General features: G+C 62.3%; 23 protein-coding genes. 3 read left to right on the top strand and 20 right to left on the bottom strand.

The window, feature by feature from the left end; translation table 11 throughout:
• Positions 1-3: 3 nt before the first annotated feature.
• Genes J9788_RS15890 through J9788_RS15865 form a run of 6 tightly spaced genes read right to left on the bottom strand, consistent with a single transcriptional unit; the run spans position 4 to position 4895 of the window.
• Positions 4-363, bottom strand: coding sequence for an L-rhamnose mutarotase (locus J9788_RS15890; RefSeq protein WP_004933135.1), 360 nt, complete (start codon positions 361-363; stop codon positions 4-6).
• Complete coding sequence (locus J9788_RS15885; RefSeq protein WP_046898073.1) at positions 360-1136, bottom strand: SDR family oxidoreductase; 777 nt, start codon at positions 1134-1136, stop codon at positions 360-362. The genes J9788_RS15890 and J9788_RS15885 overlap by 4 nt, the downstream gene beginning before the upstream one ends.
• Positions 1114-1977, bottom strand: coding sequence for an amidohydrolase (locus J9788_RS15880; protein ID WP_182265256.1), 864 nt, complete (start codon positions 1975-1977; stop codon positions 1114-1116). The genes J9788_RS15885 and J9788_RS15880 overlap by 23 nt, the downstream gene beginning before the upstream one ends.
• Positions 1978-1991: 14 nt before the next feature.
• Entirely contained in the window at positions 1992-3269 is a 1278-nt protein-coding gene (locus J9788_RS15875; RefSeq protein ID WP_046898071.1) for an L-fuconate dehydratase, read from the bottom strand.
• A gap of 14 nt (positions 3270-3283) precedes the next feature.
• A complete protein-coding gene (locus J9788_RS15870; protein WP_046898070.1) occupies positions 3284-4129 on the bottom strand; it encodes a fumarylacetoacetate hydrolase family protein in 846 nt (281 codons plus the stop codon).
• 25 nt (positions 4130-4154) lie between these two features.
• Positions 4155-4895 (bottom strand): SDR family oxidoreductase, encoded by a 741-nt coding sequence (locus tag J9788_RS15865; RefSeq protein WP_046898069.1) that lies wholly within the window; start codon positions 4893-4895, stop codon positions 4155-4157.
• A gap of 236 nt (positions 4896-5131) precedes the next feature.
• Here J9788_RS15865 and J9788_RS15860 point away from each other — a divergent pair, with 236 nt between their 5' ends.
• Together J9788_RS15860 and ampH are read left to right on the top strand one after the other, a co-directional pair.
• Entirely contained in the window at positions 5132-5890 is a 759-nt protein-coding gene (locus J9788_RS15860; RefSeq protein ID WP_033641770.1) for a FadR/GntR family transcriptional regulator, read from the top strand.
• 125 nt (positions 5891-6015) lie between these two features.
• Positions 6016-7158: a D-alanyl-D-alanine-carboxypeptidase/endopeptidase AmpH gene (gene ampH, locus J9788_RS15855; RefSeq protein ID WP_182265255.1), complete on the top strand. Its 1143-nt coding sequence runs from the start codon at positions 6016-6018 to the stop codon at positions 7156-7158.
• 33 nt (positions 7159-7191) lie between these two features.
• On the opposite strand, the gene hpaC is transcribed toward ampH, so the two are convergent.
• The 11 genes from hpaC to J9788_RS15800 form a co-directional block, all read right to left on the bottom strand.
• Positions 7192-7707 carry a 4-hydroxyphenylacetate 3-monooxygenase, reductase component gene (gene hpaC, locus J9788_RS15850; RefSeq protein ID WP_016929186.1) on the bottom strand — a complete coding sequence of 172 codons (516 nt, stop codon included), beginning with the start codon at positions 7705-7707 and terminating at the stop codon, positions 7192-7194.
• Positions 7708-7723: 16 nt separating this feature from the next.
• On the bottom strand, positions 7724-9286 hold the full coding sequence (gene hpaB, locus J9788_RS15845; protein ID WP_004933158.1) for a 4-hydroxyphenylacetate 3-monooxygenase, oxygenase component: 1563 nt from the start codon (positions 9284-9286) through the stop codon (positions 7724-7726).
• 178 nt (positions 9287-9464) lie between these two features.
• Positions 9465-10361, bottom strand: coding sequence for a 4-hydroxyphenylacetate catabolism regulatory protein HpaA (hpaA, locus tag J9788_RS15840; protein ID WP_004933161.1), 897 nt, complete (start codon positions 10359-10361; stop codon positions 9465-9467).
• A 34-nt stretch (positions 10362-10395) separates the two neighbouring features.
• A complete protein-coding gene (hpaX, locus tag J9788_RS15835) occupies positions 10396-11766 on the bottom strand; it encodes a 4-hydroxyphenylacetate permease (RefSeq protein WP_021505400.1) in 1371 nt (456 codons plus the stop codon).
• Positions 11767-11769: 3 nt separating this feature from the next.
• On the bottom strand, positions 11770-12564 hold the full coding sequence (gene hpaI / locus J9788_RS15830) for a 4-hydroxy-2-oxoheptanedioate aldolase (RefSeq protein WP_182265254.1): 795 nt from the start codon (positions 12562-12564) through the stop codon (positions 11770-11772).
• Between the two features lie 77 nt (positions 12565-12641).
• A complete protein-coding gene (gene hpaH / locus J9788_RS15825; protein ID WP_182265253.1) occupies positions 12642-13445 on the bottom strand; it encodes a 2-oxo-hept-4-ene-1,7-dioate hydratase in 804 nt (267 codons plus the stop codon).
• Positions 13446-13459: 14 nt separating this feature from the next.
• On the bottom strand, positions 13460-13846 hold the full coding sequence (locus J9788_RS15820) for a 5-carboxymethyl-2-hydroxymuconate Delta-isomerase (RefSeq protein WP_004933172.1): 387 nt from the start codon (positions 13844-13846) through the stop codon (positions 13460-13462).
• A 9-nt stretch (positions 13847-13855) separates the two neighbouring features.
• Positions 13856-14713, bottom strand: coding sequence for a 3,4-dihydroxyphenylacetate 2,3-dioxygenase (gene hpaD, locus J9788_RS15815; protein WP_015376537.1), 858 nt, complete (start codon positions 14711-14713; stop codon positions 13856-13858).
• A gap of 50 nt (positions 14714-14763) precedes the next feature.
• Positions 14764-16218, bottom strand: a complete 1455-nt coding sequence (gene hpaE / locus J9788_RS15810) for a 5-carboxymethyl-2-hydroxymuconate semialdehyde dehydrogenase (RefSeq protein ID WP_015376536.1) — start codon at positions 16216-16218, stop codon at positions 14764-14766.
• Positions 16215-16979, bottom strand: a complete 765-nt coding sequence (locus tag J9788_RS15805; RefSeq protein WP_016929192.1) for a fumarylacetoacetate hydrolase family protein — start codon at positions 16977-16979, stop codon at positions 16215-16217. Before J9788_RS15805 ends, hpaE begins: the two co-directional genes overlap by 4 nt.
• Complete coding sequence (locus tag J9788_RS15800) at positions 16976-17608, bottom strand: fumarylacetoacetate hydrolase family protein (protein ID WP_182265252.1); 633 nt, start codon at positions 17606-17608, stop codon at positions 16976-16978. The genes J9788_RS15805 and J9788_RS15800 overlap by 4 nt, the downstream gene beginning before the upstream one ends.
• 328 nt (positions 17609-17936) lie before the next feature.
• Between J9788_RS15800 and hpaR the strand changes: the two genes are divergently transcribed.
• Positions 17937-18389 (top strand): homoprotocatechuate degradation operon regulator HpaR, encoded by a 453-nt coding sequence (gene hpaR / locus J9788_RS15795; RefSeq protein ID WP_046898065.1) that lies wholly within the window; start codon positions 17937-17939, stop codon positions 18387-18389.
• 98 nt (positions 18390-18487) lie between these two features.
• On the opposite strand, the gene J9788_RS15790 is transcribed toward hpaR, so the two are convergent.
• From J9788_RS15790 to J9788_RS15780, 3 genes are all read right to left on the bottom strand, one after another.
• Positions 18488-19411, bottom strand: coding sequence for a nucleotidyl transferase AbiEii/AbiGii toxin family protein (locus J9788_RS15790; protein WP_182265251.1), 924 nt, complete (start codon positions 19409-19411; stop codon positions 18488-18490).
• On the bottom strand, positions 19404-19937 hold the full coding sequence (abiEi, locus tag J9788_RS15785; RefSeq protein WP_046898063.1) for a type IV toxin-antitoxin system AbiEi family antitoxin: 534 nt from the start codon (positions 19935-19937) through the stop codon (positions 19404-19406). Before abiEi ends, J9788_RS15790 begins: the two co-directional genes overlap by 8 nt.
• 130 nt (positions 19938-20067) lie before the next feature.
• Positions 20068-20856, bottom strand: coding sequence for an SDR family oxidoreductase (locus J9788_RS15780; protein ID WP_182265250.1), 789 nt, complete (start codon positions 20854-20856; stop codon positions 20068-20070).
• Between the last annotated feature and the right edge of the window lie 2 nt (positions 20857-20858).

The following is a 20858-nucleotide window of genomic DNA, read 5'->3' as shown; positions in this document are numbered from 1 at the left end:
GCGTTATTGCTGTTGCAGAGAGAAAATCCGCGCCATTTCCACCCATTTTTCGCCCTGCGGCGTCCAGGGGGTGGCGACCTGGTAGTGCCACATCAGCGCTTCCCATCGCTGTACTTCGGGGTTGTTCAGGCTGGCGGCGTCAAAACGCGCGGCGTCGAAATCGGCGCTGACCTCCACGATCATGAACAGCCGGGTGCCCAACCGGTAAATCTCCATGTCCAGAATGCCGTGCTCGCGCAAATGCGCGGCGATGCCCGGCCAAATGCGCTGATGATGCTGCTGGTACTCCGCAATCAGCGCCGGTGAGTCAATCAGATCGAGCGCCTGGCAGAAACGGCGCCGCCCTGCCGCCGCGCCGCTCACGTCAGCGCCCGATCGAGATGCAGGTAGCCGCCGTCCACCGACAGCCACTGCCCGGTGGTGTGCGATGAGCGCGACGAGAGCAGAAACGCCACGGTATCGGCGATCTCCTGCGGCGTGGTCATGCGCTGCCCGAGCGGAATGCGCGCGGTGATCTTCTCCATCTGCCGCTGCGGCTCGGCGAAGGTGTTGAGCCAGCGTTGGTACTGCGGGGTAATCACCTCCGCCGGCACCACCGCGTTCACCCGCACCCCGTCATGGCGCAGCGACACCGCCCATTCGCGCGTCAGCGCCAGCACCGCGCCCTTGGCGGCGGTGTAGCCGCTGGTGCCCCCCTGCCCGCTGAGTGCGGTCTTGGAGGCGATGTTGACGATGGCGCCCCGGCTCTCCCGCAGCGCCGCCTGGCACAGGTGCGCCATCAGGTAGTAGTGCACCAGGTTCTTTTCCAACGAGCCGACGAACGCTTCGCGCCCCGCCTCCAGCCCGACGCCGTCGTTGACCCCGGCGTTGTTCACCAGCCCGTCAATGCGGCCGAAGGTCGCCAGCGTCTGGCTGACCGCCCGGCGGCAGGCCGCCTCGTCGCACAATTCGGTAAGGATCACCCCAGTGCGCGGCTGCAACCGCTGCAAATCAGCCAGCAGCGCCGCCTCCGGCGCGGCGTTGGTGACCAGCACCGGGATCGCTCCCTCTTCGGCCAGCACATGAGCAATCGCCGCGCCGATGCCGGCACCGCCGCCGGTGACCAGCACAACCTTATCTTGCAGATACAGATCCATAACCAGACTCCGTTAACCCGTAAATTCGCCGGGCGGTGTCGCCCCAAATCGCCGCCTGCTCGGCGGCCCCCAGCGTCGCCAGCGCCCGTTCGCACAGTTGCACCACCTGGCGGTAGTCGCCGGCCAGCAGGCACACCGGCCAGTCGGAGCCGAACATCAGCCGCTGCGGGCCGAACGCCTCCAGCGCGGCATCGAAGAACGGCAGCAGTTCTTCCGTCCGCCACCGGCCGCCCGGCGCCTCGGTGATCAGCCCCGACAGCTTGCAGGCCACGTGCGGCAGCGCCGCCAACGATCGGATTTGCTGCGCCCAGTGCCGCGCGCCGCGGGCGATGTCCGGCTTGCCGAGGTGATCCAGCACCAGCCAGTGTTGGTCGTGACGGGCGGCGAACGACGCCGCGGCCGCCAGATGCCGGTGCGTCACCAGGATCTCGTACACATACCCGGCGCGCTGCAGCGTTTGCATGCCGCGTTCCACCTCGGGCCGCGCCAGCCAGGCCGCCGGCTCCGCCTCGTCCTGCACCTGATGGCGCACCCCGCGCAGCGCGCGATAATGCTGCAAGGCCTCCAGACGCGGCGCCAGCTGTGGCGAAGCGATATCCAGCCAGCCCACCACGCCGCATACGCCCTCGCTCTGCTCAGCCAGCGCCAGCAGGGCCAGCGTCTCTTCCTCGCTGGGGCGCGCCTGCACTGCCAGCGCGCCGTCGAAACCGAGCGCCTGCAACAGCGGCCGCAGCCGGGGCGGATCGAAATCCTGCCGAAGCACACGCATCCGCTCGTCGATCCACGGGTAGTGCTGCGGGTGGTAGCGCCAGTAGTGCTGGTGAGCGTCGATGCGCAGCATGGGATCCCCCTGCCTCACCCGCGGAACCGATACTGCTCGATCGACGCCGGATGCATTTCGATCGAATAGCCGGGCCGACTCGGCGGCATGTAGGCCGCGCCGTTGATCACGCAGGGATCGACAAAGTGTTCATGCAAATGATCGACATACTCGATCACCCGGCCTTCGTGGGTGCCGGCGATGCACAGGTAGTCGATCATCGACAGATGCTGCACGTATTCGCACAGCCCGACGCCGCCGGCATGTGGGCAGACCGGCAGCTGGTATTTGGCCGCCATCAGCATCACCGCCAGCACTTCGTTGACGCCGCCGAGACGGCAGGCGTCGATCTGCACCACATCCACTGCGCCGCGCATGATGAACTGCTTGAACATGATGCGGTTCTGGCACATCTCACCGGTGGCCACCTTGACCGGCGCCACCCCTTCGCGGATACGGCGATGCCCTTCCACGTCGTCCGGGCTGGTCGGTTCTTCGATAAACCAGGGGTTGGCGAACGCCAGATGTTTCACCCACGGAATGGCTTCATCCACCTCCCACACCTGGTTGGCGTCGATCATCAGCCGGCGATCCGGGCCGATCACCTCGCGGGCGATGCGCACCCGGCGGATGTCGTCTTCCAGATCGCGCCCGACCTTCAGCTTCAGGTAGGAGAAACCGGCGTCGACCGCCTCTTGGCACAGGCGGCGCAGCTTGTCGTCCGGATAACCCAACCACCCTGCCGAAGTGGTGTAGCAGGGATACCCTTCCTGCAGCAGCCGTTCCAGGCGGCGTTCTTTGCCCTCGGCCCGCTGCTTGAGCAGCGCCAGCGCTTCCTGCGGCGTGATGCAGTCGGTGAGGTAACGGAAGTCGATGCAGCGCACCAGCTCCTCCGGCGTCATCTCCGCCACCAGCCGCCACACCGGTTTGCCGACCGATTTGGCCCACAGATCCCACACCGCGTTAACCACCGCGCCGGTCGCCAGGTGAATAGCGCCTTTGTCCGGCCCGATCCAGCGCAGCTGGCTGTCGCTGGTGAAGCGCCGCCAGAAGGCGCCCATGTCGTCGGCGATATCCTCCAGCCGCTCGCCGACGATCTGATGCTCCAGCGCGCGGATCGCCGCGCAGCAGATCTCGTTGCCGCGGCCGATGGTGAACGTCAGCCCGTGGCCGCTGAGATCCGCGCGATCGGTCTCCAGGATCACGTAGGCGGCGGAATAGTCGGGATCCGGATTCATGGCGTCGGATCCGTCCAGCCCCAACGAGGTGGGGAAACGAATGTCTTCAACCCGCAGTGCGGTAATGGTGGTCATGGCGGCACTCCCGGCTAAGCCTGTACGGTTTGCTGGCGCTGTTCGCCCAGCCCTTCGATACCCAGACGCATCGTCTGGCCCGCTCGCAGGTAGATGGGCTGCGGTTTCTGCCCCATGCCGACGCCCGGCGGCGTGCCGGTGGAGATCACGTCGCCCGGCTGCAGGCTCATAAAGCGGCTGAGGTAACTGACGATCTGCGGAATGCGGAAGATCATGGTGCGGGTGTTGCCGTCCTGATAGCGCTTGCCGTCCACCTCCAGCCACAGGTTCAGGCTGTGTGGATCGGCAATTTCGTCGGCGGTCACCAGCCAGGGGCCGATCGGCCCGAAGGTGTCGCAGCCTTTGCCCTTGTCCCAGGTGCCGCCGCGCTCAATTTGATATTCGCGTTCAGAGACGTCGTTGATCACGCAGTAGCCAGCGACGTGGCGCATCGCGTCCGCTTCGCTGATGTAGCGCCCGCCCAGGCCGATCACCACGCCCAGCTCCACTTCCCAGTCGGTTTTCTGCGAGCCGCGCGGGATCTCCACCCGGTCGTAGGGGCCAACCACCGCGCTGGTCCATTTGTTGAACACCACCGGTTCTTCAGGAATGGCCGCGCCGGTTTCCGCCGCGTGATCGGCGTAATTCAGGCCGATGCAGATGAACTTGCCGATGCCGCCGACGCAGGCGCCGAGACGCGGCTGCCCCTCGACCAGCGGCAACGCGGCGCTGTCCAGCGCGCGCAGTTTGGCGAGCGACGCCGGCGATAACGCGGCGCCGCCCACGTCGGCGATATGCTGCGACAGATCGCGCAGGCGGCCCTGCGCATCCAACATGCCGGGGCGCTCTTGCCCGGGTTCCCCATAACGTAAAAGTTTCATGCGTTCCTCTCTCAAAAATGGCGGCTCAGTTGCTCCAGCCGCCGTCGATGATCTGCACCGTGCCGGTGGTGTACGAACTGGCGTCGGAGGCCAGATACAGCGCCAACTGGGCAATTTCCTCGGTGGTGCCGATGCGCCCGATCGGCTGGCGGGCGACGAACGCCTGATACACCTCTTGCTCGCTGCGCCCCTGCTCGCGCGCCTGCTCATTGATGCGCTGGCGCAGCGACGGCGATTCCACCGTGCCGGGGCAGATGGCGTTGCAGCGGATGCCCTGGGTGACGTAATCCGCCGCCACCGAGCGCGTCAGGCCAATCACCGCCGCCTTGCTGGCGCCGTAGGCGAAGCGGTTCGGCACCCCTTTCACGCTCGAAGCCACCGAGGACATGTTGATGATCGAGCCTTTGCCGCGCGCCAACATGCCCGGCAGGAAAGCGCGGATCATGCGGAACATCGCGGTCACGTTGAGATCGAGCGCGAACGCCCACTGATCCTCACTGCAATCGAGGATCGATCCGCTGTGCACCACGCCGGCGCAGTTGAACAAAACGTCGATCGGGCCGATCGCTTCCGCCGCCGCCGCGATGGCGGCCGGATCGGTGACGTTCAGCGCCAGCGCGCGGATCCCGGCGCAGCCCTGCAGGCGCTCGAGGTTGATATCGCTGGCGATCACGTCGGCGCCGGCGGCGGCGAACAGCCTGGCGGTGGTAAAACCGATCCCTTGCCCGGCGGCGGTGATCAGTACGCGTTTCCCGGTTAAATCCATCTTGACTCCTCGGCCTAAAGGTCTAATGGTCAGGCCACTAAAGGCGGTTAAAGGTCAGGCCTCTAACATGACAAAAGACGCTTTACGCGTTATCGTTGGGGGAAGAAATTAATAAAAACAGCCTTGAAACCGCATTTCAATTAACCTTTTTTTTACACTTGAATAACGATTACTCAAGCGCCTTGTCGCATAATTGTGCGCCAAATCACTGAACGCCGAATCGTCAAAGGTCAAAAATGCCGATTACCCGACTGGAAAACCCAAGGATTTACAGACAGATAGCTGACCAGCTCAAACGTCTTATCGAGAACAACGAATTTCCGCCGGGCAGCCGCCTGCCCTCGGAGCGCGATCTTGCCCAGCAGTTGCAGGTCAGCCGCGCGTCGGTGCGCGAGGCGCTGATCGCGTTGGAAGTGATCGGCCTGGTGGACGTCAAGGTGGGCAACGGGGTGATCGTGCGTTCGCAAACGCCGCCGCCGGCGTCGCAAGAACCGGTCATGGCCCAGGCCGGCCGCAACCAGTGGGCGGAAATCGACGACGAACTGAATATCGAGCTGGATTTCAACGCCGAGCTGCCGCCGTTTTCACTGCTGCAAACCCGCCTGTTGATCGAACCGGAGACCGCCGCGCTGGCCGCGCGCCACGCCACCGACGAAGAGCTGGCGGGCATCCGCGCCGCCTATGAGCAGAACTGCCGCGATAACCGCGCCGGCTCCGCCACCCACCCCGGCGATCGGCTGTTCCACATCCGCATCGCCCAGGCCAGCGGCAACCCGGCTTACGCATTCATCATCGGCCATCTGCTCGGCCACCGTTACGGCAGCATGTTCCGCGTATTGCAGCGTCACTATACGCCGGACGACATGCCGCACCGCTCCGAACTGGAACACCGGGCGATCCTGGCGGCAATTGAAGCGCGCGACGTGCGCGGCGCCCGCAAGGCGATGAAGGCGCACCTGGACGAAGTGATCGCTATTTTCGCCCGCGCGCAATAGGCCGCGGCGGTTAAAAAATTTTATCGCCACCGCTCTTTTTTCTACATGCAGCGGGGAGGCGGGCGGATTACACTGGGCGACGGATTACGCCCTTTCCCGCTGCATTGTTAAATGGATAACGACCGTTGAAGAACTCTGTCTCCGCTTTATTGCTGGCGCTGGGCCTGTGCGCCGCGCCGCTGGCCGTGCAGGCCGCGCCCCCGCAGCTGGCTTCGCAAATCGTCGACCAGTATGCCGAACATATTTTCTACAACAGCGGCGCCACCGGCATGGCGCTGGTGGTGATCGACGGCAATCAGGTGGTTAACCGCAGCTTTGGCGACACCAAGCCCGGCAACAACCTGCGCCCGCGCCCGGATTCGCTGATCCGCATCGCCTCGATCACCAAGCTGATGACCAGCGAAGTGATGGTGAAGATGGCGGCAGCAGGCCAGGTCAAGCTGACCGACCCGCTGCGCAAGTACGCCCCCAAGGGCGCCTATGTGCCGGCTTACAGCGCCGGCCAGCCGATCACCTTATTGAACCTGGCGACCCACACCAGCGCGCTGCCGCGCGAGCAGCCGGGCAAGAAGCCGCCGAAAACGCCGGTGTTCACCTGGCCGACCAAGGCCCAGCGCTGGCAGTGGTTGGCGCATGCCAACATCACGGTGCCGCCGGGCGTGCGCGCCGCGTATTCCAATCTGGCGTACGATCTGCTGGCCGACGCGCTGTCGCGCGCCGCGGGCAAGCCTTACAACGCGCTGCTGAAAGAGAAAATCACCGGGCCGCTCGGCATGGTCGACACCACATTGACGCCGAGCCCTGAACAATGCTCGCGCCTGATGGTGGCGGCGGCCGGCCCGAGTGCCTGTCGCGACACCACCGCCGCGGCCGGCAGCGGCGGCGTCTACTCCACCCCGCGCGACATGCAGCGCTGGATGCAGCAGTTCCTCTCCTCCAGCGCCAGCGGCCCGCGCAAAGCCACCGCCGCCAGCGAGCAAACCATGTACTTCCAGCGCCACGATCTGGTGTCGCTGAAAGGCATGGACGTGCCGGGGCAAGCGGATGCGCTGGGATTGGGTTGGGTGTATATGGCGCCGAAGGACGGGCTGCCGGGCATCATTCAGAAGACCGGCGGCGGTGGCGGATTCATCACCTATATGGCGATGATCCCGGCGAAAAACGTCGGGGTGTTCGTGGTGGTGACCCGTTCGGAGCTGAGCAAGTTCACCAACATGAGCGATCCGGTCAACCGCCTGGTGAGCGATCTGGCGGCCAACAAGAGTTGAGATGAGGGGCGCAGCTGGCTGCGCCCCCAGGCGTCAGGCCGGCACCGCCATCTGATGAATCACCGGATGGAAGTTGCGCTTGAAGTAGATCAGGCCGTTGCCCGCTTCGCTCAGCGCTATCTGCTTGATCTGCACCAGGTACATCTGGTGGGTGCCGATGCTCTGGATCTGCTCGATCTCCCCTTCCAGGCTGGCCAGGGTATTGCGCAGCACCGGCTGCCCCAGCGCGCCGAGCTGCCACTCTTCCAGCCGGAAACGATCTTCCATGCTGACGCCGGTCATGCCGGCGAAGTGGCGCGCCATCAGCTCCTGCTCGTGGTTAAGCACGTTGACGCACAGCCTGCGGTTTTCCTGAAACACCGGGTTCATCGCGCTGTTGCGATTGATGCACACCAGCAGCGTCGGCGGCGTATCGGTCACCGAACACACCGCCGTGGCGGTGATGCCGCAGCGCCCCGCCGGGCCGTCGGTAGTGACGATATTCACTGCCGCCGACAGGCTGGCCATGGCGTCGCGAAAGCGCAGCCGCTGTTCATTTTCCTGAGACATACAACCTCCTCCTGAATTACTTCAGCAGATTATCCAACTGATTAATATCGTCATTGTTCCGCAGGTGCGGCACCTTCCAGCCGTGCTGATCGTAATCGGCCAGGCACTTGTCGACCATCTGCATCATGCGATCCATGTTGCCGGATCCCTGCGCATGGCGCAGGCACTGCAGGCGGATCTCATCCTGGCTGCCGGCGTAGTTGATCTCATACAGCTCGTGGCGCCCGCCGAACTCGCTGCCGATCGCATCCCACATCAGTTTGAGGATCTTGATGCGCTCGACGTGATCCATGCCGTCCGATCCGCGCACGTAGCGCGCCAGGTACTTGTCGATCTCCGGGTTGTTCATGTCGCGCACGCTGGACGGCAGGTAGATCAGGCCGCTGGTGACATTCTTCTCGATGATGTGTTTCACCTTGGTGTAGGCCATCGGCGCCATCACGCGATAGGTTTGCAGCGCGGCGGAATCCGGCAGGTAAGCGCCGTTTTCCCATTGGGTGGCTTCGGCGCACATCGCGTCGCTCAGCGACCAGAACAGGTTGCGCCAGGCCACCACTTCGCCCAGATCGGCCTGCACGCCGCGGAACTCCAGCACGCCGGTACACGAGAGGCTCTTTTGCAGCAGCGCGGTGATGAAGTCCATCTTCACCGCCAGGCGCACGCAGGCCTGCAGCGGGAACAGCCGGGCGAAACCGCCCTGGGTGCTCCAGCGGCGACAGCGGTCGAAATCGCGGTAGATCAGCACGTTTTCCCACGGGATCAGCACATGATCCATGATCAGGATCGCGTCGTTCTCGTCGAAGCGGCTGGTCAGCGGGTAGTCGAACGGCGAACCGGTCGCGCCGGCCACCAGCTCATAGGAGGCGCGTGAAATCAGCTTCACCCCTTCGGCGTCCATCGGCGCCACGAACATCAGCGCGAAGTCCGGGTTATCGCCCATCACCTGCGCCGAACCGAAGCCAATGAAGTTGTAGTGGGTCAACGCCGAGTTGGTGGCCACCACTTTGGCGCCGCTGACGATGATGCCGGCGTCGGTTTCTTTCTCCACCTGAATGTAGACGTCCTTCACCTCGTTGACTGGCTTATGACGATCGATCGGCGGGTTGACGATAGCGTGGTTGAAATAGAGCCCGGTTTCCTGAATGCGTTTGTACCAGTGGCGCGCGTTGTCGGCGAACTGGCCGTAGAACTCCGGATAAGCGCCCAGCGCGCAGCCGAAGGCCGCCTTATAATCCGGCGTGCGCCCCATCCAGCCGTAGCTTTGGCGCGACCAGTCGGCGATGGCGTCACGCTGCTGGCGCATCTCCTCCGGGCTGCGGGCATAGCGGAAGAACTTGTGGGTGTAACCGCCGTTGCCGGTATCGGTATTCCAGCACAGGCGATCCTGGCTGGCCGGATCGTGCAGCGCGTCGTACAGCTGGCCGACCGAGGCCGCTGCATTGCGGAACGCCGGGTGGGTGGTGACGTCTTTTACGCGTTCGCCGTAAATGTAGATTTCGCGGCTGTCCTGCAAACTTTTCAGGTACTCGGCGCCGGTGAACGGACGCTTGCTGTCGGCACGAAAGTCTTCTGGTTTCATCGGGTCTTCCTCGTAATCGGCATTTTTCAGGCCGTGGAGTCGGCCATTTGTTAAAATAATGTTTTCTTTTGGTTGCTTAATTGAAGCTGCCAAAGCCGGTTTCGAGAAGAGACTTTTGCGGCAATCGCCGGTACTTTTCAGGTCAGTTTGCCGCTTTAGCGGCAAACTGTGATCGCGGTTACGAAAGGGCGTGTTGCGCCGCGCGGTAGGTTGAAGGGGAACAGCCTTCCAGCCGATTGAAAAAACGGGCGAAATAGGCCGGATCCTTGAAGCCGAGGCTATAGGCGGTTTCATGCACCGTACAGGCGCTAAACAGCAGCATGCGCTTGGCCTCGCGCAGCAATCGATCGAAGATCAGCCGCTTGGGCGGCCGGTTGGCGAAGCGCCGACACAGGTCGTTGAGCCGCGATTCGGTCACCCCCAACGCCTGCGCATACTCCGGCACCGGCAGATGCTCGCGGAAACGCTCGTCCACCATCTTGTTAAACCGTTGAAACAGCTGCAGTTCGCCGCGCACGCCGCTGTTGGCGCTGTCTTCCAGCGCGGTGTTGCGCAGCAGCAGCGTGAACACCGCCTGCGCCAACAGCGCCAGCGTCTGTTCGCGCCCGGCCAGATTCTGCGCGAACTCGCGGCGGATCAGCGCCCAATAGTGGCTGAGCGCCGTCAGCTCCTGCGGCGCATCGGCCAGCGACAGGCAGATGCCCGGCATGTCCAGCGCCAGATTGCTGCCGGGATACAGGCGCTCCAGCAGCGGCCAAATCAGCTCCTGACGCACCGTCAGCACGTGGCCGTCGCTGTCCGGTTCGGTGAAGAACGCATGCGGCACCGACGGCGGCGTGAGGATGAACAGCGGCGCCTGCACCGAATAGTGCTGATCGTCGAGCTGCAGCTCTATCTTGCCGGTCTCCAGAAAATGCACCTGAAAGAAGCAGTCGTGCCAGTGCACCTGCATGTCGCGGCCGAAGAACGCCGCCAGCCCGGCGAAGGTTTCGTAGTGCACCTCGTCGGCGGCGTAGCGCGCGTCATACTCTTTGCAAATATCGATGTTGGCGATAAAACCGGTACTTTTCCGCACCTCATTACCTCCTGCAATCCTGCCTGTCTGCGTATCAAGGCGTCGCTCTCGGGCGCGAATCCTTCATCGGGATGCGCCACACCAGCACGGCGCCGACGATCAACAGCGCCGAGACGAAATACAGCCCGGAGTTGAAGCTGCCGGTCATGTCCTTGAACCAGCCGATCAACAGCGGGCTGAGCGCCGATCCGATATTGCCGGTGGCGTTGATCACGGCGATCCCCACCGCCCGCGCTTCCAGGCTGATCGACTGATCCGGCGTGGTCCAGAAGATCGCCATGGCGGTAAAGGAACCGACCGACGCCATCACGATCCCCAGCAGTTGGATCAGGCTGTGATCGGTGGCGGAAGCCAATAGCCAGCCGGCGGCGGCGAACAGGTACGGCAGCGCAGTGTGATGCTTACGCTCCTGCAGCCGGTCGGATCGTTTGCTCCACCACACCATGCCGGCGATGGTGCAGATCTGCGGGATCGCCGCCAGAATGCCGATCGTCACGTTGCTGCTGCCCTGGTTGAAGCTCTGCAGGATCTGCGGCGTCCAGATATTGATCGCGCTCAGGGTGTTGGTCAGGCAAAAATAGGCCAGCGTGTACATCAGCACGATCGGCGTGAAGATCTCGCGCCACAGGCTGCGCTGCTGTAGCGCGCGGTGGCTGCTCGGCCCGTTGGGTTGCACCAGCTGCAGCTTATCGGCCTCCATCATCGCCTTCAGGCTGGCTTTTTCCTCGTCAGTCAGCCACTTGGCCTTGGCTGGGGTGTCGTCGAGGTAGAACCACACCACCACGCCCAGCAACACCGACGGGATCCCTTCCAGCAGGAACAGCCACTGCCAGCCCTTCAGGTTCATCACCCCGTCCAGCGCCAGAATATAGCCGGAGACCAGCGAACCGATCGCCATGGTCACCGGCATGGCGATCATGAACAAGGCGTTGGCCCGGGCGCGGTAAAACGCCGGGAACCAGTAGGTGAGGTATACCAGAATGCCCGGCAGGAAGCCGGCCTCGGTGATGCCGACGATCATGCGCAGCACATACAGGCTGGTCGGCCCGGTGGCGAACATCGTGCAGGTGGAGGCGATGCCCCACAGCACCATGATGGTGGCGATCCAGCGCCGCGCGCCGACCCGGCTCAGCATCATGTTGCTCGGAATGCCGAAGATCACGTAGGTGGCGTAGAACAGCGTCGCCGCCAGCCCGAACATGGTCGAGCTGAGGCCGAGATCCTTGCCCATCGTCAGCCCGGCGAAGCCGATGTTGATGCGGTCGAGGAAAGAGAAAACAAACAACACGAACAGGAAAATAATCAGGCGCCGAAACAACTTTTTAATCACCGATTGCTCGGCGGCGGTTAACGCTTTATGTTGCTGCGCCGGGTTGGCCGGCGGCAGCGAATCGACGTGGTTCATGGTTCAGTAGACTCCCGATGAAGGCGCTTGCACCCCGCCCTGTTTGAACTCGTTCGCCAGGGCTTCCGCCGCCCGCGCCAGCAGGGTGGTATCCACCCCTACCGCGACGAACAGCGCGCCGGCTTCCAGATAACGCTGCGCCAGCGCCTTGTTGGCCATCAAAATGCCCGGCGCCTTGCCGGCGGCGCGGATGCGCGCAATGGCGTCATCGATGGTGCGCTGCACCTCCGGATGCTGCGGATTGCCGGCGAAGCCCATGTCGGCGCTGAGATCCGCCGGGCCGATAAACACGCCGTCCACCCCTTCCACCTGCAGAATGGCGTCGAGGTTTTTCACCGCTTCGCGGGTTTCGATCTGCACCAGCACGCACATCTGCTCGTCGGCCTGCTGCAGGTAATCGGGCACCCGGTTCCAGCGCGAAGCGCGCGCCAGGGCGCTGCCGACGCCGCGCACCCCGTGCGGCGGATAGCGCGTGGCGCGCACCGCGTCGCGCGCCTGTTCGGCGTTCTGAATCATCGGGATCAATAAGGTTTGCGCGCCGACATCCAGCAACTGCTTGATGATCACCGCGTCGTTCCACGGCGGCCGCACCACCGGCTGGCTCGGGTAAGGGGCGACCGCCTGCAGCTGCCCCAGCACCGTCTGCACGTTGTTGGGCGCATGTTCGCCGTCGATCAGCAGCCAGTCGAAACCGGCGCCGGCCAACAGTTCGGCGCTGTAGCTGCTGCACAGCCCGAGCCACAGCCCGATCTGCGGGCGTTTTTCCTGCAGCGCTCGCTTGAAGTGGTTGGTTAACATCACATTCTCCCTGACAAGCGGGCGCGGCGCATGGCCCCCGCCCGGTTTAGTGCGGCCCGGTTCGCCGAGCCTGCTTATTAGACGAAGCGGCAGCTGATGCAGCCCATCGGGCCGTAATCGACGTGGAAAGTATCGCCGCGCCGCGCCGGCACCGGCCGGGTGAAGGAACCGCCGAGGATCACCTGCCCCGCTTCCAGCTCCACCTCATACGGCGCCAGCTTGTTGGCCAGCCAGGCCACGCCGTTGGCCGGATGATTGAGCACCGCCGCCGCCACGCCGGACTCTTCAATCACGCCGTTGCGGTACAGCAGCGCAGAGATCCAACGCAGATCCAGCGCATCCGGCTTGATCGGCCGCCCCCCCATCACCACCCCGGCGTTGGCGGCGTTGTCGGAGATGGTGTCGAACACCTTGCGCGGCCGCTGCGTCTCGGGATCGACGTTGTGGCTGCGCGCGTCGATGATCTCCAGCGCCGGAATGACGTAGTCGGTGGCGTTGTAGACGTCGAACAGCGTGCAGTTCGGCCCGCGCAGCGGCTTGGCCAGTATGAACGCCAGCTCCACCTCCACCCGCGGCACGATGAAGCGATCGATCGGAATATCGCTGCCGTCGTTGAAGAACATATCGTTCAGCAGCGCACCGTAGTCCGGTTCGGTGATCTGCGAGCTGACCTGCATGGCGCGCGAGGTCAGGCCGATCTTGTGGCCTTTGAGCGCACGCCCCTCGGCGATCTTCAGCGCTACCCACTGCCGCTGAATGGCGTAGGCGTCTTCGATGGTGATCTCGGGATGATCGAGCGACAGCGCGCGGATCTGCTCACGACTCTTTTCCGCCTGATGCAGGCGCTGCACGGCGCGGTTAACCTGCTCTTTATCCAGCATTTACGACCCCTTATTCACGCTTTGTTGAACAGCGCGTGGACATTGTTCTGTTTGTAATTCAGCACCGGATCCAGCTCTTCCATGGTGAAAGAGAGCGCCAGATAACGCTGCGCCATCAGCGCGGCGAAGTGTTCCTTGATCAGCGCAAACAGCATCTCGCCCACCTGCTGACGGCTTTCCAGACTGCGGCCGTGGCCGATTTTCAACGTCATGTGCACGAAGGCGTAATCCTGCTTGCCGTCGGCCATCTGCCAGGTATCGAGCCAGATGGCCCGGCTGCGCACGCCGGCCAGCGGGAAGATGCCGGTCGCCGCCAGCGCCTCGTTGACCTTGGCGAACAGGGTGGGCAAATCCGCCTCGCGGCGGATGTTGTCGGTACATTCAGCGTAAAAATGGGGCATTCACACACCTCAGGCTTCAGCGGGCAAAGGGAACACGGCGTTGACCTGCCCGGTGCCGGAACTGGCGAACAGCGGGGTGATGAACTCCACCTTGCCGTCGTACTTGTCCCAGCCGAGCAGGCCCAGCAGCATCACGGTGTCGTGCATGTTGCCTTCGCCGTAGCAATAATCGGCATACTCCGGCAGCATTTCGCAGAACTCGCGAAAGCGCCCCTCTTCCCAGAGCTTGACCACCCGTTCGTCCATTTGCTGGTCGAACTGACGGGTGTAGCTGTTCATGCCCTCTTCGGCGCGCTGATCGTCGATAAAGCGGTGCGACAGCGAGCCGCTGGCCAGCACCGCCACGGTGCCGTCGTATTTCTCGATGGCGCTTTTGAGCGCCTCGCCCAGCCGGCGGCTGTCGGCGAAGTCATGCACGGTGCAAAACGCCGAGATCGACACCACCTTGAAATGCTTGTCGGCATTCATGTAACGCATCGGCACCAGCGTGCCGTATTCCAGCTTCAGGCTCGGGATGTCGTGCGCCTTGGCGCGTACGCCCCGCTTGCAGGCCTCATCGGCGATCAGCTGTCCCAGCGCCGGGTTGCCGTCGTAGTCGTAAGTCATGTCGCGGATGAAATGCGGCAGCTCGTTGCTGGTGTACACGCCGGAGAAATGCGCGCTGCAGTTGATGTGATAGGCGCTGTTCACCAGCCAGTGGGTGTCGAACACCACGATGGTGTCGACGCCCATCTCGCGGCAACGCGCGCCGATCTCTTTATGGCCGTCGATGGCCGCCTGCCGGCAGCCAAAGTTTTTCCCAGGGATTTCCGACAGATACATCGATGGCACATGTGTAATCTTGGCGGCTAACGCTAACTTACCCATAAGTCCTCACATGAAACAAAAATGATTCCGTGAACGATGCCGGGGCCTGATTAAACGCCCCAGCGTGGGATCGGGTGATCACCCATGGAAATGCACACGTTCTTCATCTCGGCGAACACTTCGAAGCTGTATTCCCCGCCTTCGCGGCCGGTGCCGGAGGCTTTCACGCCGCCGAACGGTTGGCGCAGATCGCGTACGTTTTGGGTGTTGACGAAAACCATGCCCGCTTCGATGCCGCGGGCCAGGCGCAGAACCTTGCTCACATCCTGCGTCCAGATGTACGACGCCAGGCCGTACTCCACGTCGTTGGCCATGCGCAGGCCGTCTTCTTCTGATTTGAACGGCAGCAGGCAGGCCACCGGCCCGAAGATCTCCTCCTGCGCCACGCGCATCCGGTTGTCGACATCCGCCAGCACCGTCGGGCGCAGGAAGTTGCCGTGGCTCAAGCCGGCCGGTTTATCCGGGCCGCCGGCCAACAGGGTCGCCCCTTCCTCCACCCCGAGGCGGATATAGCCGGAGACTTTTTCCCAGTGCTGCGGGCTGATCAGCGCCCCCACCTGGGTGTTGGGATCTTGCGGATCGCCGACGCGCAGACGGTTGGCGCGCTCGGCGAAACGTTTGACGAATTCCGGGTAGATGCTCTCCTGAATGAAGATGCGCGAACCGGCGGTGCAGCGTTCGCCGTTGATCGAGAAGATGGTGAACAGCGCGGCGTCGAGCGCCCGCTCGATGTCGGCGTCTTCAAAGATCAGCACCGGCGACTTGCCGCCGAGCTCCATGGAGAATTTCTTCAGCCCGGCGCTTTCGATGATGCGCCGGCCGGTGGCGGTGCCGCCGGTGAAGGAGACCGCGCGCACGTCTTTATGGCGCACCAATGCGTCGCCGGCGGTGGCGCCGTAGCCCTGCACCACGTTCAGCACCCCGGCCGGAATGCCGGCTTCCAGCGCCAGCTCGCCCAGGCGATCGGCGCTCAGCGGCGACAGTTCGGACATTTTCAGCACCGCCGTGTTGCCCAGCGCCAGGCAAGGCGCGGTTTTCCAGGTGGCGGTCATGAACGGCACGTTCCACGGCGACACCAGCGCGCATACCCCCACCGGCTGCACCAGCGTGTAGTTGAGCATCTTGTCGTCCACCGGGTAGGTCTTGCCGTTCATCTGCTGGCACACCTCGGCGAAGAATTCGAAGTTGTGCGAGGCGCGCGGGATCAGCACGTTTTTGGTCTGATGGATAGGCAGACCGGTGTCGGCGGTTTCCATTTCGGCGATCTGCGGCACGTTCTGGTCGATCAGTTCACCCAAACGGCGCATCAGGCGCGCGCGCTCTTTCATCGGCGTATTCGCCCACTTGGGGAACGCCTCTTTCGCTGCGGCCACCGCCTGGTCTATCTCCAGCTGGCCGCCGGAGGCCACTTCCGCCAGCACCTCGCCGTTCGCCGGGTTGGTGGTGGTGAAATACTCTTTGCTGGCGACGTTCTTGCCGTTGATCCAGTGGTTGATGGTTTTCATCGCAGGCTCTCCTCGTAATCTTTTTCACTGATAATGTGGTTAACCAAACGGCCGATGCCTTCGATCTCCACCACCACTTCGTCGCCCGGCTGCACGTCGGCCAGCCCTTTCGGCGTGCCGGTGGCGATCATGTCGCCCGGCTGCAGCGTCATGAATTCGCTCAGGTAGGCGATCAGGAACGGAATGTCGAAAATCATGTCGGCGGTGCTGCCGCGCTGGCGCAGTTCACCGTTAACGTAGGTGCTGAGCGCCAGCCGATGCGGATCGGCGACGTCGTCGCGATCGACGATATACGGCCCGATCGGCGTCAGGGTGTCGCGGCTCTTCACCCGCAGATTCGGCCGGTAGTAGTTCTCCAGGTAGTCGCGGATGGCGTAGTCGTTGCACAGGGTGTAACCCGCCACATACTCCATGGCGCGCTCGCGGCTGACGTTGCGCGCGGTCTTGCCGATCACCGCCACCAGCTCGGCTTCGTAATGCATGTACTCCACGCCGGCCGGACGCACCGACACCTGACGGTGGCCGGTCAGGGTGTTCGGCGCCTTGAGAAACACCAGCGGCTCTTCCGGCGCTTTAAATTCCAGCTCGCTGGCGTGGTCGGCATAGTTCAGCCCCAGGGCGAATACCGTGCCCTGCGCCGGCGGCAGCCATTCCACTTCACGCTCCTGCAGCACCTCGCCGTTTGGCAGCGTGACGCGCAGCTGGTCGTCTACCTGAACGTTGACGATCTGGCCATGATGGCGAATACGGGCATGTTTCATGATGCGGCTCCTGCCTGGGTGACGCGGTTGCTCAACGTGGGCAGGCCGGCGGCGCGCACCGTCACCTCATCCCCCGGTTTGATCTCTACCCGCTGGTGCGGGGTGCCGATCAGCACCGCATCGCCCGGCTGCAGGGTGATGAAATCGCTGATGGCGGCGATCAGCTCCGGCACCGAGCGCACCAGATCGGCGGTGGACCAGCGATCCTGCTCCACGCCGTTGATCTCGGTGACGATCTCCAGCCGATCGGCGTTCTCCAACTGCCCCATCTCCCCCAGCGGGCAGAAGCCGTCGCGGCATTTGGCCTTGATCGCCGGGCGATAGAAGCTGCTCTCCGGCTGGCTGACGTCGTTGGCCAGCGCGTAACCGGCCAGATAACGGCTCACCTGCGCCGCCGGCACCTTGCGCGCGGTGTCGCCGATGATCACCGCCAGCGTGCCGCCGCTCTGCACGGTTTCACCGGCCGGAAACGGGATCGCCCCGCCGTTGGCGAGGTGGGTATTGCGCGGTTTGATAAACCACACCGGGGTTTTGGGCGGGGTTTGATACGGCGGCTGGTGAAACGCCTGATCCCAGGCGTCCAGTTGGCTGCGGTGGTTCAGCGCAACGGAAAATACGGTGCCTTTCATGCGAACTCCTCCAATGGCAAAAACATGACAACCGGCATTCATTAATATATTAATGATTACTTTTATACGCTGTGCAGCTTTTACGCAACGCGCTTGGAGTGATTTGTGATCGTGATAACAAAATATTCACAAATTACGAACATTAGCGTGATTATTCAATGCATTAACCCTTTTTCACGCCATTTTTAGCTGCGCCTCGCATTTTTGCTTTATCCCTACGGGTAACTTTGGCTACTATTAAGTTATTAACAAAATCGGGCTTTGCGGGGCAGGCGCCCCCATAACGAGCGCCGTAACAACGAACACCTTGATAGCTAAGGCCAAACTTATGCATGAATCGTTAACCATCGCCCTGCTGCAGGCGCGTGAAACCGCCATGGGGTTCTTCCGCCCGATCCTGAAAAGCCACAATCTCACCGAGCAGCAGTGGCGCATCATCCGCGTGCTGGCCAACAGCCGTTCGATCGAATTCCACGAACTGGCGGCGGAAACCTGCATCCTGCGTCCCAGCCTGACCGGCATTCTGTCGCGCATGGAGCGCGATAAGCTGATCTTCCGCCTTAAACCGGTCAACGATCAGCGCAAGCTGTACGTGTCGCTGACCCAGCAGGGTCAGGAGCTGTATGAAGTGGCGCGCCACCAGGTGGAACAGGGCTACGCCGAGATTGAAGCCGCCTTTTCGCGGCAAAAAATGGATCAGCTGATGACGTTGCTGGACGAGCTGATCACCCTGGGCGACAGCCTGCCCGCCAACGTCACCGCGCATCCCGCCAAGCAGTGATTGGGCCGGCCGAGATGCTTCACTGATGCTCGGATTTGCGGCTATCCTTTCCTCAAGAAAAAGCCCGAACTCGTCGGGCTTGAATTGAAAAACTGTCTCTACATTTTGAACGGCGGGACGGTCGCAGGCTTACCGTAGAGTTGCGTTTGCACGGTAGTCAGCAACTCGCCTAACGTAGCCTCAAGATATTGCATAAACTGCGGCTGATTGATGGTGCGTTCATAAACTTCAACGGGCAGGAATCGCCTCATCTCAGCATTAAATTCCCGGCTTGTAACAACGGCATGTAAAGTATCGATTCGAGCCTGCAGCAACGCTTCAAACTTGCGATCCAGGCCGTAATCGGTCAATTTTCTCGCCACCAGTTCCGCATCAATATTCGCATTCTGCTGTCTTAACCAGGCCAGATCCCAGATGTCACGATAGCGAATGCGGCGCGTAGTTGCCGGCAGAGAAACGAGTTTGTCAGCCATAATTTCACTCAGTGTCTCAACCTGGATAATCAAATCAGAATAACCGTCCGGCAACTGAGAATAATTCCTTATCAGCATCCGCGGATCGCTCGTATAGGCTGAAATATTTGCGATCTCGATTTTGATGCGTTGTTTCGGCAATTCTTTACGCTCCGGGAACGTCGTCACCGATATTTGCCATTTATCCACGGTAACATCAACGTAGTCAGGCTCACACCTCAGTTCCGCAGGCTCTTTAACCGTCACCTCCAGGCCATACCGACTGCCAACGTAGCGCTCAATGCACGTTTTGATTTCCTTCATGTTTGCAGAGCAAAAAAGACGGCCTCCCGCAAAGTCCAAGTCCTCGCTGAAACGGCTAGAGCCGTAGCACAGGCGCAGCGACGTGCCCCCCTGAAATATCAGAGACTTTAAGAATCCCGCATTCGAGAGTGCATACAAAATGTCATAATGCAGCAGTTCCTTTTCCACCACGGGCCTGACGGACGCCAGATTATCTGACCTGACGATGTCATCGACCAGTTGATTAAAATCGACGGAGTCAGACATCAGCGAGCTCTCCCTGTTGAATGAGATGCGTATTTCTCCCTACCCGAAACAGATCTTTTATCGCCGTTTCTTTCGTCGCGATGCGCAACGGGCCTCTGCCTTCGAGGCTTCCCCGAAGAATATCGATAGGTTTCTTGCTGGTATGGGTGATTTCGATAACGCCCCAAGGAGTGACGAACTCTCCCGAACGGCCGGTAGACATGATAGTAAGTCTATCGATAGGAATTTGTGAGATGACGCCGTACTGAGATAACGCAGATTCCAGGCTGATGTAATTGTATTCTCCTCGCCGAAGATTGATCGCGATGCTCTCCAGAGGGTACCCCCCCAGAGAAGCCCGAGCATTCGCATAAACCCCCTTCGCCACTCGTTTAAGGATACCGGCGGCCACTAAACGATCGACTGATTTTTGCAATGTTTTCGGTGACTCGGCCGGGAAAAGGGTGGCGAGATCCTGAGTAAGAAAAATGTGCTTTCCCAACCTGCTGAATTTATCCAGCGTATTAATGGCTGTCATTTTATCCACGGCGTCATTCCTACGAATACTCCCCCTTATTTGGGGGGATTATGTATAGATGGATACGATAACAACGATATCTCTACAAATAAACCCCTCTAAAGGGGTTTATTTGTAGATCACCGGGAGTGTTTCTGAATCAAACTTGAGCATTCGTTTCCGGCAACAGCGCGCCGCCGTCCACCACCAGCGTCTGGCCGGTGATATAGGCCGCCGCCGGCGAGGCGAGAAACACCATCGCCGCGGCGATGTCTTCCGGTTCACCCAGCCGCCCGAGCGGCACCGCGGCGGCGATCGCCTGATTCACCTGCGCGTCGCCCAGGTTGGCCATCGCCGGCGTGCGGATCATCCCCGGCTCCACGCCGTTGACGCGAATGTTCTCCGCCGCCAGCTCCAGCGCCGCCGCGCGAATAAACCCGTTCACCCCGGCCTTGGAAGCGGCGTAGTGCGCCAGTCCCGGGTAGGCCACCCGTGGGCCGGTCACCGACGAGGTCACCAGCAGGCTGCCGCCGCCGGCGCGGCGCATCCACGGCAGCGCCGCCTGCGCCAGAAAGAACGGCGCCATCAGATTGACGCTCAGCGTGCGTTGCAACAGGGCCGCGTCGATGGCGGCGAACGGCGTCAGCGGAAAATAAGCGGCGTTGTGGATCACCACGTCCAGCCGTTGGTGCCGCTCGCCCACCGCCGCCACCAACTCGGCGACCTGCCCCGGCTCGGCCAGATCGCAGGCCAACGCCTGCACTTTCCACCCTTCGCCCCGCAGCGTTTGCGCCGCCGCCTGCGCCTGCGGCAGCTGCACGTCCGCGATCGTCACCTCGGCGCCCAGCCGGGCAAAGGCGCTGACGATCGCCAGCCCAATGCCCTGCGCGCCGCCGGTCACCAGCACCGCCTGCCCGGCGAAGGCGTCGGCCGCATAGGTTGCGCTCATCG

The organism is Serratia sp. X10, from assembly GCF_017811775.1.
GTDB classification, from domain to species: Bacteria; Pseudomonadota; Gammaproteobacteria; order Enterobacterales; family Enterobacteriaceae; genus Serratia; species Serratia ureilytica.
The sequence above is the reverse complement of the archived record's forward strand: the minus strand, read 5'-3'. Positions and strand labels throughout refer to the sequence as shown.